This window comes from Phyllobacterium sp. SL163 (assembly GCF_049896885.1).
GTDB classification, from domain to species: domain Bacteria; phylum Pseudomonadota; class Alphaproteobacteria; order Rhizobiales; family Rhizobiaceae; genus Phyllobacterium; species Phyllobacterium calauticae.
Genome location: NZ_JAFCVE010000006.1, coordinates 354,272 through 368,104, shown reverse-complemented (window position 1 = coordinate 368,104; position 13,833 = coordinate 354,272). Strand labels below are relative to the sequence as shown.

11 protein-coding genes are annotated in these 13,833 nt (G+C 55.3%); 6 read left to right on the top strand and 5 right to left on the bottom strand.

Going from position 1 to position 13,833, the window contains the following annotated elements; genetic code table 11:
• The first annotated feature begins 4 nt into the window (after positions 1 to 4).
• The 6 genes from ACP7B1_RS15815 to ACP7B1_RS15790 all read left to right on the top strand — a co-directional run bounded on the left by ACP7B1_RS15815 (position 5) and on the right by ACP7B1_RS15790 (position 7,286).
• Positions 5 to 949: a carbohydrate ABC transporter permease gene (locus ACP7B1_RS15815; RefSeq protein ID WP_223615318.1), complete on the top strand. Its 945-nt coding sequence runs from the start codon at positions 5 to 7 to the stop codon at positions 947 to 949.
• 1 nt (position 950) lies between these two features.
• Positions 951 to 1,808: a carbohydrate ABC transporter permease gene (locus ACP7B1_RS15810; protein WP_426137095.1), complete on the top strand. Its 858-nt coding sequence runs from the start codon at positions 951 to 953 to the stop codon at positions 1,806 to 1,808.
• 5 nt (positions 1,809 to 1,813) lie between these two features.
• The gene (argH, locus tag ACP7B1_RS15805) at positions 1,814 to 3,328 is read left to right on the top strand and encodes an argininosuccinate lyase (protein WP_426137094.1); all 1,515 of its coding nucleotides are present in this window, start codon (positions 1,814 to 1,816) and stop codon (positions 3,326 to 3,328) included.
• Positions 3,328 to 4,362, top strand: a complete 1,035-nt coding sequence (locus ACP7B1_RS15800; protein WP_426137093.1) for an ABC transporter ATP-binding protein — start codon at positions 3,328 to 3,330, stop codon at positions 4,360 to 4,362. Before argH ends, ACP7B1_RS15800 begins: the two co-directional genes overlap by 1 nt.
• Entirely contained in the window at positions 4,359 to 5,279 is a 921-nt protein-coding gene (locus ACP7B1_RS15795) for a carbohydrate kinase family protein (RefSeq protein WP_426137092.1), read from the top strand. Before ACP7B1_RS15800 ends, ACP7B1_RS15795 begins: the two co-directional genes overlap by 4 nt.
• A gap of 357 nt (positions 5,280 to 5,636) precedes the next feature.
• Positions 5,637 to 7,286, top strand: a complete 1,650-nt coding sequence (locus tag ACP7B1_RS15790; RefSeq protein ID WP_426137091.1) for a GMC oxidoreductase — start codon at positions 5,637 to 5,639, stop codon at positions 7,284 to 7,286.
• Positions 7,287 to 7,460: 174 nt separating this feature from the next.
• Here the strand turns inward: ACP7B1_RS15790 and ACP7B1_RS15785 are convergent, their stop codons facing one another.
• From ACP7B1_RS15785 to ACP7B1_RS15765, 5 genes are all read right to left on the bottom strand, one after another.
• The gene (locus ACP7B1_RS15785; protein WP_426137090.1) at positions 7,461 to 8,327 is read right to left on the bottom strand and encodes a Hint domain-containing protein; all 867 of its coding nucleotides are present in this window, start codon (positions 8,325 to 8,327) and stop codon (positions 7,461 to 7,463) included.
• 245 nt (positions 8,328 to 8,572) lie between these two features.
• The gene (locus tag ACP7B1_RS15780; protein ID WP_426137089.1) at positions 8,573 to 9,319 is read right to left on the bottom strand and encodes a TfuA-like protein; all 747 of its coding nucleotides are present in this window, start codon (positions 9,317 to 9,319) and stop codon (positions 8,573 to 8,575) included.
• Complete coding sequence (locus tag ACP7B1_RS15775) at positions 9,316 to 10,572, bottom strand: YcaO-like family protein (RefSeq protein WP_426137088.1); 1,257 nt, start codon at positions 10,570 to 10,572, stop codon at positions 9,316 to 9,318. The genes ACP7B1_RS15780 and ACP7B1_RS15775 overlap by 4 nt, the downstream gene beginning before the upstream one ends.
• A gap of 406 nt (positions 10,573 to 10,978) precedes the next feature.
• Positions 10,979 to 11,215: a hypothetical protein gene (locus tag ACP7B1_RS15770; RefSeq protein WP_426137087.1), complete on the bottom strand. Its 237-nt coding sequence runs from the start codon at positions 11,213 to 11,215 to the stop codon at positions 10,979 to 10,981.
• 33 nt (positions 11,216 to 11,248) lie between these two features.
• Positions 11,249 to 13,270 carry a BTAD domain-containing putative transcriptional regulator gene (locus tag ACP7B1_RS15765; protein WP_426137086.1) on the bottom strand — a complete coding sequence of 674 codons (2,022 nt, stop codon included), beginning with the start codon at positions 13,268 to 13,270 and terminating at the stop codon, positions 11,249 to 11,251.
• Between the last annotated feature and the right edge of the window lie 563 nt (positions 13,271 to 13,833).

Here is a 13,833-nt window from a genome sequence, read left to right as displayed (position 1 = left end):
TCCAATGGTCTCCACACCTGTCAATACGGAAGGGGCGGTCGCAAGCCGCCCCACCGGGCCCGTGTGGGACCGGCTGTCCATGAAAACCAAGCGGCTGATCTGGGTTTGGTCGTTTCTCGCCCTGCCCATCCTGTTCTATAGCGTCATCCGTTTCTATCCGACGCTGCAAGCCTTCTGGCTGTCGCTGACCGATTGGGATCTGATGCGGCCTCCGGTGTTCATCGGTCTGGGCAATTACGAGCGGTTGTTCACCGATCCGCAGTTCTGGAAAGTCTTCCGCAATACCTTCACCTATCTTCTGATCGGCACGCCGATCAGCCTGCTCCTTGCATTCACCATTGCTTACTATCTCGATCGCGTGCGGTTCATGCACGCCTTCATCCGGGCGTTGTATTTCCTGCCGTTTCTGACCACGGCAGCCGCCATGGCCTGGGTGTGGCGATGGTTTTATCAGCCGGCGCCGATCGGTGTCATCAATGATGTCCTTGGGCTTTTCGGCTTGCCGCAGCAGCCCTTCATCCGATCAGTCAGTCAGGCGCTGCCATCCATCATGGTGACGTCGATTTGGGCTGGTCTTGGCTTCCAGATCATTATCTTCATGGCTGGTCTGCGCGCCATTCCAGGTACCTACTATGAAGCCGCCCGTATCGATGGGCTTGGCGAGTGGGCCATTCTGCGCCGCATTACCTTGCCGCTGCTCAAACCAACGACTGTCTTTCTGGTGGTTTTTTCCTCCATCGGCTTCCTGCGGATTTTTGACCAGGTCTACAACATGACCACCAACGATCCCGGTGGTCCGCTGGGTTCGACGAAGCCCCTGGTGCTGATGATCTTCCAAACAGCCTTTTCATCCTACCAGATGGGTTATGCGGCGGCACAGACGGTTGTCTTGTTTTCCATCCTGCTGGTGGTGTCATTGCTGCAGCTGCGCGTCTTGAGGGATAAATGATATGACGAGTGCTACGCTCCCGAAGCCGGCAGGATTGTACCGCGCCAACATAAAACCCGCGCAGATCATTGTCTGGACGCTTCTTCTGATCGGCGGTCTGATCATGATCACGCCGCTGCTGTTCATGTTCTCCACCTCGCTGAAGACGGCAGGTCAGGTCTACGATCTGCGCATCATTCCTGCAGCGCCGACATTGGAGAACTATGCCAAGGTGCTGCTGGACGGCCGCTTCATGCGCTGGTTTCTCAATTCCAGCATTGTCGCCGTCACGGTGACGCTTTCCAACGTTTTCTTCGACAGCCTTGTCGGCTACACGCTGGCCAAGTTCGAATTTCGCGGCCGCTACCTGATCTTCCTCGCCATCCTGTCGACCCTGATGATACCGACCGAGATGCTGGTTATTCCGTGGTACCTGATGTCAAGCCAGCTCGGTTGGCTGGATAGCTATTGGGGCATCATGTTCCCGGGCATGATGACGGCTTTCGGGACTTTCCTGATGAAGCAGTTCTTCGACACCATCCCCAACGACTTTCTGGAAGCTGCGCGGATCGATGGGCTGAACGAGTTCCAGATCTGGTGGAAGGTGGCGATGCCGCTGGTTACGCCGGCGCTGTCTGCTCTTGCCATTTTCACCTTCCTTGGCAATTGGACGGCGTTCTTCTGGCCGCTGATCGTGACCACGAGCAAGGAACTCTACACGCTTCCCGTCGGCCTCTCGAGCTTTGCCGTCGAACAGTCGATCCAGTGGGAGCTGATCATGACGGGTGCTGCCATCGCCACGCTGCCGACGCTCATCGTTTTCCTGGTGCTGCAGCGCTACATCGTGCGCGGCGTGATGCTGGCCGGACTGAAAGGATAATCGCCATGACGTTGAATGATCCGCGTCTCTCGGACAAAAGTATCTTCCCCGATCCGGTCTACAAGGAAGCGGTGCTGCGACCTCTGTTTGACGGCGCCAAGTCGCATCATGTCGATGGCTTCCGCCGCATCGACCGCGCCCATCTGGTGATGCTGGTGGAAACCGGCATCGTCGAGCGTAACCAGGCCGCCAAGATCGGGGCAGCGCTCGAAGCCATTGACCGCGACATCGATCCGGCCTCGCTCGTCTATACGGGGGAGGTGGAGGACTTCTTCTTCCTGATCGAGAAGGAATTGAAACAACGGATTGGCGCCGATATTGCAGGACGTCTCCACACGGCCCGTTCGCGCAATGATATCGATCATACGCTTTTCAAGCTTGGGTTGAAGACGCGCATCGATGTACTGATGGGCAAGGCGCGCCATCTGCTTGATACCCTGATCGATGCCGCCGAGCGCGAGAAGGCAACCCTGATCGTTGCCTATACCCATGGCCAGCCGGCCCAGCCGACGACCTTCGGTCATTACCTGTCTGCCGTCATCGAAGTTCTGATACGCGACATGAACCGTTTCGAGGAAGCGCGGCAGATCGTCGATCTCAGCCCCATGGGTGCAGCCGCGATCACCACCTCCGGATTTGCAATCGATCGCGCCCGCGTGGCGGAGCTTCTCGGTTTTTCCGCTCCCTTGCGCAATTCCTACAGCTGTATTGCCGGGGTCGACTATATCACCTCCACTTACAGTGCCATCGAATTGCTGTTCCTGCACCTTGGCCGCCTGATCCAGGATTTCCAGTTCTGGACGAGCTTTGAAGTGGGGCAGGTCTATGTCCCGAATGCGCTGGTGCAAATCTCGTCGATCATGCCGCAGAAGCGCAATCCGGTGCCCATCGAGCACATGCGGCTGCTGGCAAGCCAGACATTCGGCCGGGCGCGTGCCGTGCTTGACGTCATGCACAACACTCCCTTCACCGACATGAATGACAGCGAGGGCGAAACCCAGTCGATGGGCTATGAGGCCTTTGTTGCCGCCGGGCGCGTTCTTGATCTCATGGCGTCCTTCGTGTCGGCGATCCGCATCGATTCCGAGCGCGTCGCCGGAAATATCCGCCGCTCCTGCATTACCATCACCGAACTTGCCGATTCACTTGTGCGTCGCGAAGGCCTGTCGTTCCGGGAAGCGCATGAAATCGCCGCCACGGTCGCCAAGGCAGTCGTTGCCAAACAAGGCGATCTGCCCACCGACGGTTTCGAGCCGTTTGCGGCGGCCTTCGAACGTGCGACCGGGCGCAAGCCGGCGGTTGATCGCGATCAGTTCGCGGAAATCGTATCGCCGGACTATTTTGTCCGTGTCCGCAGCCGGTTCGGCGGTCCTGCCGCCGAACCCATGGCCGAGGCATTATCGTCCTATCGCGACAGGGCTTCGGCGTTCGCGAAATTGGCGGCCGATCACGCAGCCAGCGAGAGCCGGGCGGCGCATGAACTTGATAGCAATTTCAAAGCATTGGTAGGAGCTGCCTGATGGCGACAATTGAACTTCAGAGCCTGGTCAAGCGCTATGGCAAGACCGACGTGGTCCACGGCATCGACCTAGAGATCGCCGATGGCGAATTCGTTGTCTTCGTCGGTCCGTCCGGCTGCGGCAAATCAACGACGCTGCGGATGATTGCGGGCCTCGAGGATATTTCCGGAGGCACGCTGCGTATCGGTGGTGATGTGGTCAACGAGCGGGAACCCAAACAGCGCAACATTGCCATGGTGTTCCAGAACTATGCCATCTATCCGCACCTGACCGTCCGGCAGAATATCGGCTTCGGTCTTTACACCTCGAAAATGTCGAGGGAAGACAAGGACAAGCGCATTGATGAGACTGCCGAAATGCTTGGGCTGACCGCCTTGCTCGAGCGGCGTCCCTCGGCACTGTCCGGCGGACAGCGCCAGCGCGTCGCCATCGGCCGTGCAATGGTGCGCAATCCCTCCGCTTTCCTGTTCGACGAGCCTCTGTCCAATCTTGACGCGCAATTGCGGGCGCAAATGCGCATCGAGGTCAAACGTCTGCATCAACGGCTGGGCACGACCATCGTCTATGTCACCCACGATCAGGTGGAAGCCATGACCATGGCCGACCGGATCGTGGTCATGCGCGACGGCCATATCCTGCAGACCGGAACGCCGATGGAAATCTACGAAAACCCGCTGGATGTGTTTACCGCAAAGTTCATCGGCAGCCCCTCAATGAATCTCATTCCAGGGCGCCGGACAGATACGGGCGTCGCTGTGGAAGCCGGTGGCACCATGCTGATCGGTATTCGCCCGCACGATCTGGTGATCGGGGAGGCCGCGCCGGGCAGTTTCAAACTGGAGGGTGTCGTGTCGGCGGTCGAGCCGCTTGGATCCGAAACGCTGGTGCATTTCGATGTCGCCGGACAATCGGTCATTGCAACAGCACCGGGCAAACTGATCCCGGCGACAGGAAGCATGGTCACTGCCTATGCCGCGCCTACGGCACTCTATCTCTTCGATGCAAAAACCGAGAAGTCGCTGGGCCGTTTATGAAATCCAATTCAGCCGAAATGAACGCCGTTCTGAGTATCGGCAGGATTTACTGTGACCTGATTTTTACCGGGCTTGAGACAATGCCGGTGCTCGGGCGTGAAGTCTTTGCCAGCAACATGGCCATCACCGGCGGCGGCGGCGCGTTCATCGTCGCGGCCTATCTGGCCCATACGGGCAGGACCACGGCGCTTCTTGCTCGGCTTGGTACGGACTCCCTGTCGGTGGGACTGCTGGATCAACTCGCGACAAGCGGCATTGATCTGCGCTTTCTTGAGCAGGCACCGGATGCTGGTCCCCAGGTCTCCGTTGCGATCAATCACAGTCATGAGCGGGCGTTCCTGTCGCGGCGGGCCGGTTCAGCGCAGCCGGCGGCGTTGCTGCCGGCTCTCGCGTGGGAGAAGGCGACACATCTTCATATCGCTGAATATGCCACTCTCGTCGAAATTCCTGACCTGGTGCGGAGTGCGAAGGCGCATGGCCTGACGGTTTCTCTCGATCCCAGCTGGGATGAGACCCTGATTTTCGATCCTGCCTTTATCGGAAACTGCGCGGATGTGGACATCTTCCTGCCGAACGAAGAAGAGGCGACAGCGATCACCGGACTGTCCGACCCGGTTGAAAGCCTGCGCAAGCTCGCTGAAGATTTTCCGATCGTTGTCGTCAAATCCGGCGCGCGCGGCGCCCATCTGATGATGGATGGCCGTTACTTCTACAGCGTCGCTCCAAGCGTCGCGGTCGTTGATACGACCGGTGCAGGCGATGCATTCGATGCAGGATTCATCAATGCCTGGCTCAACAGGTTGGATCCGCAATCCTGCCTCAATGCCGGGGTTGCTCTGGGAAGTTTGGCTGTCCAGGCTGCTGGCGGCGCCACAGCACTCGGGCAGGCAATCGATGTAACTTGCATCGCGTCATAGTTGCGGGCTGTCCGAGCCCGCATTTCGGGAAATGCCTTGGCACATCAGATCTCAAGAGAAATGACGCGTTGCTTTCGATTTTATCTAATCGGCTGTGTAAACGGTAACCCGAATGGGGAGGGCGCTACTCAAAAGGGCTACTTGTCCTAACCGTCGCAGCATATTCCGCTTCGAGGCCATCCGGCCCTATAATCGCCTTCAAATTTCCAATGGGGACAGACAAGCCGCCAACCGGCGGATTGTCGCTGTGAGCAATAACTTTCGTCTTGCTCGTTCTGGCTTGAGGTCGATCGGCAATGGAACACGCCATATCGCTCAATATTGTTTTAAGCTTTGCTCAATCCGGGCTTTCACGCCATGTTTGTTGACGCCAGAGAACTTCCAGCGGGTTCGGTCCTGGATGCCGCGATATGCATCGTTGGCGGTGGCGTTGCAGGGATTACGCTTGCGCTCGAATTCCAGAAGCGGGGCATTGAAACAATCGTTCTCGAAGGCGGCGGACTGAACTTCAACGCCGCGTCGCAATCCCTTTACCAAGGCGAAAACCTTGGCATCCCTTACGACCTTCAAGCGACCAGAACCCGGCAATTCGGAGGCAGTTCAAATTGCTGGGGCGGGTGGATACGACCGTTCATCGGCATTGATTTTGAGCCGCGGCACTGGGTTCCCAATAGCGGCTGGCCATTTGATCTGACAGAGATGCAACGGTTCTATGCCCGCGCAAGTAACCTGGTCCAGGTCAACAATCACGGTTTTGAACCGCAGTTCTGGCACAAACACCTCGTGGGTGACCGTTCCATACTGCTGGAGCTGAATGACGCCTCGCTTGAGACAATGGTGAGCAAGTTTAGCCCGCCGACACGTTTTGGCCGCGACTATGAAGTGTTTCTACGCGCCGCCCAAACGACGAAAGTGTTGCTGAATGCCAATGCGACAGAGATCGCGACGCTTGAAGATCCATCAATCGTGACCGGCGTGCATGTGGCGACATATGGGCAAAAGATGATGTTCGTGCGGGCGGAAAGAGTCATTCTAGCCGCGGGCGGGATCGAAAACGCGCGTCTTCTCCTGCTTTCCAAACGGCGCGATCAGCGGGGGCTTGGTAATCAGCACGATGTGGTCGGCCGCTATTTCATGGAGCACCCGCGTATTCGCCGCGGCCAGATGATACCTGCGGTCAATGCCGCCGCGTTTCGCTTTTATGATGCCCGCTACACCTATCACAACCCCAAGCTAGCCGTGGATGGTACAAGCGCAAGCGCGCATCTCGGCTTGACGGAACAGGTGCAGCGAGATGAACAACTGGTGCAGTGCCGCACCTATTTCCGGGCATGCCGGGCGGGCGAGGACAGTACGCTGACCGAGCGGTTCCACGAGATATATAATGCCGTCCGGTGGCGGCATTATCGCGACTTCAAACTGAGAACGTTTGCCACTGTTGCGCTTGGCAGCCCCAATCTGATGGCTTCCTTGCTTTATCGGAAGCTGAGGCTTGCCGCGAAGTCCGATTATTTTCAGATCGAGAGTGTTATCGAGCCCGTTCCCAACAGGGAGAGCAGGGTCACACTGTCGGAGCAACGGGACAGGTTGGGCCTCAACCGGGCAGCGCTTGATTGGCGCGTCGGTGATCTGGAAAAACACACTCACTCACGGATGCTGGGATTGATAAAGGATGAGTTTGAAGCGTCCGGCGTCGGACATGTCGATCTCGAACAGTCGACTGCAGAGCCTGAGCTTTCAATCATCGGATGCAATCATCATATGGGAACCACCCGGATGCATATCGACCCGCATATGGGCGTCGTTGACCAGAACTGCACGGTGCATGGCATCCACAACCTGCACGTCGCCGGCAGTTCGGTGTTCCCGACCTGCGGCAATGATATGCCGACATTGACAATTGTCGCGCTTGCGTTGCGCCTTGCCGATCATATCAAGGCTCTGCATGGCGTTCACGAGAGTATCGCAGCTTTTGGGACGGGCGAGGAACGCGCTGCGGCCGTGTAAAGAGATGATGGGTTCTGGCCAGGCAAGCGCATTCCGGGGTGCCGGGAACGCTTTGCAAATAACATCCAAAAATTATTGTTTAACGTTTATAAGCAGGTGTTCCCGGAAGAAAACACCTGCTTATAAAACTCAACCTGTTGCGTATGACCGCATTCTTGCCGTGGCGCTACGCGCTTAGGCGGTGTCGTGCAGTTGGCCTGCGCCGGCGGTTTCCTGTGCACGCAGGTCAAACCTGTCGCGGGCGCGCTGAACCGGGTCACGTAAGCCCATGAAACGGGGTATGCCGAGACGCAGAAGAGCCATCAGGTTCTCGCGCCCGCCCTCATAACCAACGATCGGTGCAAAAGGCACCATGGGTGGGCAGAGACCAGCAGGGTAGAGCCGCGTGTATTCAGCGAAATTTGTAAAGCTTTCATGATTGCTGTCGCGGAGCAGGAAGGTTTCCGCAGGTGTACCCTCGGCGAAGATCACCTCATGGGTATCAAGCACAATGTGGAAATATTCGATGATCTGACGGTCAGCGGGAAGGGATGGTGCAATGGAGAGGCCGTTGACCAGGTCTTTTGCACGGATGAGAACGCCATCGATATACAGCGCGTGATTGGGGGAGAGGTAGAGATCCGAGTGGGGTGTTCGTTGATCAAAAGCGTGGCGTGAAATACGGATTGGCATCACGCTGGCTGCCCAGGACGGGCTGTTCCTTTTGTAAACCTGGCGCCCTATCCATCTCACGCTGGCAGCTTTGCCGTTCATGGTTTCAACGATATGGCCGATCCGAAGATTTTCAATGCAAACCTCACCTGTCGGGGTCTTGATGGATGTCCCCCGCAGAAAGCAGTTTTGATTGTTGCCGCCCGGGCTATGGCTGGGCTCGCCGCTATGTCTCCACCATTTCCGTCCCATAGCCCGCGCGGGGAAGGAAGACATGGCCGTGGCCAGGCCGGTGATTGCCGCGACCTTGACGCTTGTGGAAACCACCACGCCGAGAAAGTGTCGTCGCGCGTGGCTGAGTGGCCGGTGCCGCTCTGTAGTTGGTGACATAGTCCCCTCCGTGGTTACAGTGCAACTTTCAATCCAAATATTCCGATGACCATCCTATAGGAAAGCATGGCGGGAAACGCTTTGGATTTTGGCGGCTGTCCGATGCTGAAATCGGCCTACTGGGTGCTGAAAAAAACCAATCAGGAGCGAAAGCCGCATCCTTTTGGAGGAGGGATCATACATCTAAGATGTGCTGGCGCTTACATCTTCCAAGGATAGGCTTTTTGCCGCCCCGGTTGATCGCCTCAGTGCTGAGCCCGGAGTTTTTGCCACTGCGTCGTTTCGTTGAACAACCAGCCGGTAAGAGGCTCCCCTGACTTCTTGGCTTCGTCCGGATGTTTACCTTCGAGCAGCACTTTCAACAAGGCTTGTGCATCCTGTCTTTTGACATTGCGAATGAAAGGTTTCAGCCGTTCGGCGGCGTGAGCGATATCGGAAGCCAGGACGTCGAATATACAAGCCCAGCTCCTGTCCTTGAAGAACACTGCATTGGCTTTGTCGCGGATCAGCGCATGTTCCTCGGGAACGATCGCCGACGCAGCCAATGCGGCATCCAGGGTGGCATCTATAGTGACCATGGCTTCCGTGAAGGCGGTATAGCCAAACTCGGCCGGCGCGTGCACTTGTGCCACTGCGGCGTCGTCTTCCAGTCCGCCGAAAGCGTAGCGCGCAAAAACATCCCCGATACCGATCATACCGAATGGATGACATTCGGCAGCGCGCAGCGCGCCCATGCTCGCTGCGCCGAGGACCGTAACGCCGCGCGAAAGCGCATACAGTATTTCCTTGTGCCAGACCGCAGCAACGTCCTCAAATCGGCCGTCGATCAACCCGATCACGTTGTAACCTTCGTCCACCGCACGGGTGAGATCACCACACTTCGCAGGGCCTCGACATGTCAATGAAAGATGGGACAGCAACCGGTCTTCGTTTGAGCGCAGCGGCACAAACTCGGTTCCCGAAAGACTTGGGCCTGCAAACAGGATCTTCATTGCAGCAACATGGCGTTCAACGCCCTTCCACCAAAGCGATGTTTGCGTATGCCGGCCGGACTTTCCAGCTCATTGATCAGGACGCGGCAAACGGACATTCCGCACTCTTCGCCGCCGAGCGGAACAACGATCACACTGCCGATACCGCGTTTGCGCAAAGGGTCGAGATAAGTATCGAGACGAGCGCGCTGAGACGGCACCGGTTCATCAAACTGCCAATGAGCCCTTGGCTCTGCGTTTATATAAACACCAAGGTCGGGAGCGAGGCGCTGTGCATATTCCGAGGGGTCGAAATCATCCCGCGCGCCTGAAATATTGGTGATACGCGTCTGGGCCGCTTCGGTGATCGCCCGCATGGCGGCCACGCGCGGCGACAGGTGGCAACCATAACCCGCAGCAAGATCGAAATGCAGATAGGTGCCCTTCCGTGCGACGGGGTTGATGGTTGCCATGAATACCGGAAGGTCAATATCGGAACGAATATCGAAAAGACGCAGCAGAAAACCCGCCTGCGCAATCCTCTCCGCCAGCCAAGTGATGCCGGCATCTGAGAACACGGCGGGGTCAACGCATTGGGCATGGACTGCGCCGTCTCGCTTGAAACGCCATAATTCGGTGGCATCGCGTTCAACCCGCTCGCACAGGCCATGAATAACAGCTTCAAGCAGGCAGTTGCCCGAGGCAAGGCCATCGGTTGACTGGCAGTAATGGCGAGACTTTCGCGCCGATGTAAAATCCAGTGATACGAGTTCTCTCGGAACGAAAACCTTGCTTTTTTTCAGAAGGTCATAGCCCTCGAGCCATTCATCAACCGCGTCGGAGGCAGGCTCATCAGCGTCCTTCATGACCAGCATCCGGCCGTCAAAGACTGCTTTGCCGGCATGCAGTAAATCCCGGCGGGCGACGTTGATCGACGCGAGCGGAATGTTTTCGGCTATAGCAATCTCAGCTGCCTCCATCACAGCGGAAGCGCGCGCGTGAGCTGTGGTGATCCCCTTGCCCTGGCTTACCGCCAAGGTCTTGCTGTTCGGGCGAACCGCCATCCACACGGGGATTCCTATCCGGTCCAGCCCTGTTGTCTCTGCCAGCCGGACAATACCCAAACGGGAAAAATACGGGCGCAATTTCTGCACCGTCAAATCTGCGTCCATCAATCTTGTCGAAGACTGATGTTCCACATTGGCGGCGGAACAAAGATTCACTTCGTCCGCCGCCAGCCTATCCAGAATTGAAGTCTCGGCCAATTGCTCCATTGTTACTCCAGCGAACCGATATCATCGTGACCATATCGATAAATGCGATGATCCTCTGGAATAGCGCAGCCTATTGCAAGGGGCTCGCGGACGATAGTCTTTCTGATGGTCCGTTCCTGTAACCTTCAGTAATCATTATGTTTTCTGAACGGTTATTTATAGTCTTTATGAAGTCGTGTCCGACCGATCCAGAGCATTCAATCATGCTCCGATCAAGACTCTCAACGGTTTTTTCTTCCAGATTGACCAGCCAAAGCGTGTCTGTCTCGGGCTCATCGATAATGTAAAACTTTGCCATGCGAGTAACCTTTCCATGAAGGAGAACCACATAGCAACCGTACGTTGATTCGTTTCTAGATCAATTCATTATTATTGATGAGCTTTCTTATCCAACGACATTTCTATTTTACTTAACTGTCGGGTCAGTAACTGACATTTTCACATCCGCGCCCGTTCGGCTATTTGTGGCGATCGCGATACTTATGCCCTTGATGAGCGTCAATCCGTTTTTCCGAGCTGTATTGATTGTTTCGATAACGGGTCCTGCGGCAATGCCGCTCAACTTCTCAACACGGTTTTCGCTCGTGTTAACAAGCCAAAGTTCATCAGTCCCGGCTTCCCCGATGATAAAATACTTTTCCATGCATGTTTTCCCCTGTTTGGATTGGACGTTTTGTCACTGGAATCCCGCTTCGCGTAAAGATTCTTCATACATCCTACGGTGGGCAGGCACTCTGAGGCTCATCGACTTTACCCATTCATCAATTCGGAACGACGGGTTATCTTGCAGAGCATAGTTTCTGTATTCTGCGGCTTGTTCGTGTTCACCCAATCTTGCACAGCACGCAGCCATCAAGCGGGCTGCCGCTCGTGGGTTTTTCATCTTCTGAATAAACGCGATGGCCTCGGCATAACGATCGAGATAGTGAAAGGTGCCTGCGCCGACCCAATAGTAATAATCCGGTGCCAGCGGGTTTAAAGCGATCGCATGCTGGATTTTGCTGAGAGCCAACTCAAGCTCGCCGGAATGGGTCAAGGCATCGGCATAATCGGCAAGAAGGTCGGCGTGTTGCGGGTTGAGCGCTTCGCTCTGATCAAAATATTCCAGACTTTCGTCATACTTGCCAAGATACATATTGATGGTGCCAAGCTCACGCAAAGGGCGCTCGTCATCCGGGTCGTTTGGCGCGGCTTTCTTGGCGATCTGCTCGCCCTCGAGCAGAATATCCTTTTCATTGCGCGCCAGAACAAGCCATTCGCGCTGCATCGTTCGCGCGACACCGCTCAGCGCCGGCACAAAGTCTGGCGCTGCGGTCAAGGCGTTCTTGAAAGCGTCCCGCGCCGTGCGGACTTTTGTAAGGTCCAGGCTGTCGATCTCTCGCTTGCCGACAAGGTACCAGTAATAGGCATCGGGATTCTGAATCAGCCTGTTGTAGCGATCCAGCTCTTCTCTTTCGATGGTGGAAACGATGGATAGAACGATGCGCATGGACAGATGGCGGTACTGCTGTTCGGGCAATGTATAATCAAATTTCTGCTTTTCCGCCCAGACGATCTCCCGCGTACGCGTGTTGATGAGTTTTACCGACAGGAAACAAAAGCCATCGCCGCGCATGAGCCTGCTGTCGAAAACAAAGTCCACACCCAATTGTTCGTGAAGGTCAGAAAAGCCATTGATGCTGGATTCCGTGACAACCCGGATGGACGTGTAGGGCGCAACCACTGACAGTGTACGCAACCGGCATAGTCCTATCGTGATATCGTCAACCAGAGAAGCGGCCAATTGCTCCATGGGGTCTGCAAGGCTTTGCGGCAGATACAATACAATGATTTTTGGCAGTATGGGTTGCTTCGATAATTCGAGCGTATTTGACGGCTGAAGAAAATACGACCGGTGATGGTCCACATCATTGAGAGACAAAGACCCCAGCAGCGGTGCATGACTGACAACTTGCGGCAGGTTGAGAGATCGTTTCGAATGGAGATTCTGGTAAAGCTCGATTGTTTCGGCCTCTGGATCGATATCCAGGTCATCGCGTAATTTTTTAGCGCATTCCCGGAAGGTTCTCTCGATCATTGTGATCATCCCGAGTTGGGATGCAGTTTGCATGAGCGTGCGATAGCCCATCTCCTGGTAGGGATCGATTTCGATCAGCTTGCGTGCACATTGCCGCTTCTCATCAATATTGAAATGGGGCAGATCAAGACCGGACCGTAGAGTAAGGATCACGTCGTCACGAAGTTTAGCGCGTTTGATATCCAGCCATTCATCGAAATCAGAGTTGTCTGGTTCATTCTGCGCCAGAAGATCGCCGTGATAAAGTTCGGAAATCTTGAGGGCGGATTCCGGGCCTCCTTGTTCGGCACAGTTGAAAAACTCGACAAGGTCTATTTCGAGAAGGCCTTGACTGACGGAGGCTAGATTGAGCCTGACATAGGCAGCATCGCTTTCAATCAGGGTGATGCCGAATTGTTCCTGAAATCTGCGAATGCGCGCGAGGCTTTGACGTAAGTTCATGCTGGCATGGGCCTGGTCGGTTTCCGACCAGAGTATTTGTGCCAGTTTAGCGCGCGATACCGAGTGGCGGTTGCTCTCCAGGAGGATGTAGGTGACAATGCGCAGGAAGTTCGTAGGTGCGCGCGGGACCAAGTGCCCGCCGATACTAACCGTAGCCTCTCCTAAAACCGTCAACCGCATGATGGCTAAAGCCCCCGTATGTCACCCTTATTTATGATTAGAGATGCGTATTATTGTTGTTTACTTCCTGTCCTCGCAATCAAATCTACTATAGCTTGCAGTAGTTCTCTATAGTAATTATCAACCTAAGTCGTAATAAATTGGAATTAAGCAGGGTGGTCGTCATTTCACCCAATGATGTATGATGAGCTTAAAATTACCCCGAAATGGTTGATTTTGATATAAAATGCGTTCGGCCTTGGATTGCTTCAAGCTGGGCGCGAATGGGTGATATAACGAATCAATTATAAATAAGTCAATTTTATTGATTCATTGTATTTTATTTTTAAATTATTTGGTATTCACATATTTATGATTTTCCATAAATATATGAATACAAAATATAGTGCTTATATACCAAAGATACTGGAAATATATTCACATTGAGTGATGTCGGCAATGTTGGGGAGTACTCCGCGTCAGTGCGTATCGCCGTTGACGAATGCGCGCCAAGCCCGCTCATCCAACTCGCATCGACATTGTGTATGGCCCGGCCGCGGCGCAGGGCATGCACAATGTCGATG

What these genes read in the sequence shown, in the direction of transcription:
- ACP7B1_RS15815 (WP_223615318.1), top strand. Translation starts at nt 5, where the DNA reads ATGGTCTCCACACCTGTCAATACGGAAGGGGCGGTCGCAAGCCGCCCC.
- ACP7B1_RS15810 (WP_426137095.1), top strand. Translation starts at nt 951, where the DNA reads ATGACGAGTGCTACGCTCCCGAAGCCGGCAGGATTGTACCGCGCCAAC.
- argH (WP_426137094.1), top strand. Translation starts at nt 1,814, where the DNA reads ATGACGTTGAATGATCCGCGTCTCTCGGACAAAAGTATCTTCCCCGAT.
- ACP7B1_RS15800 (WP_426137093.1), top strand. Translation starts at nt 3,328, where the DNA reads ATGGCGACAATTGAACTTCAGAGCCTGGTCAAGCGCTATGGCAAGACC.
- ACP7B1_RS15795 (WP_426137092.1), top strand. Translation starts at nt 4,359, where the DNA reads ATGAAATCCAATTCAGCCGAAATGAACGCCGTTCTGAGTATCGGCAGG.
- ACP7B1_RS15790 (WP_426137091.1), top strand. Translation starts at nt 5,637, where the DNA reads ATGTTTGTTGACGCCAGAGAACTTCCAGCGGGTTCGGTCCTGGATGCC.
- ACP7B1_RS15785 (WP_426137090.1), bottom strand. Translation starts at nt 8,327, where the DNA reads ATGTCACCAACTACAGAGCGGCACCGGCCACTCAGCCACGCGCGACGA.
- ACP7B1_RS15780 (WP_426137089.1), bottom strand. Translation starts at nt 9,319, where the DNA reads ATGAAGATCCTGTTTGCAGGCCCAAGTCTTTCGGGAACCGAGTTTGTG.
- ACP7B1_RS15775 (WP_426137088.1), bottom strand. Translation starts at nt 10,572, where the DNA reads ATGGAGCAATTGGCCGAGACTTCAATTCTGGATAGGCTGGCGGCGGAC.
- ACP7B1_RS15770 (WP_426137087.1), bottom strand. Translation starts at nt 11,215, where the DNA reads ATGGAAAAGTATTTTATCATCGGGGAAGCCGGGACTGATGAACTTTGG.
- ACP7B1_RS15765 (WP_426137086.1), bottom strand. Translation starts at nt 13,270, where the DNA reads ATGCGGTTGACGGTTTTAGGAGAGGCTACGGTTAGTATCGGCGGGCAC.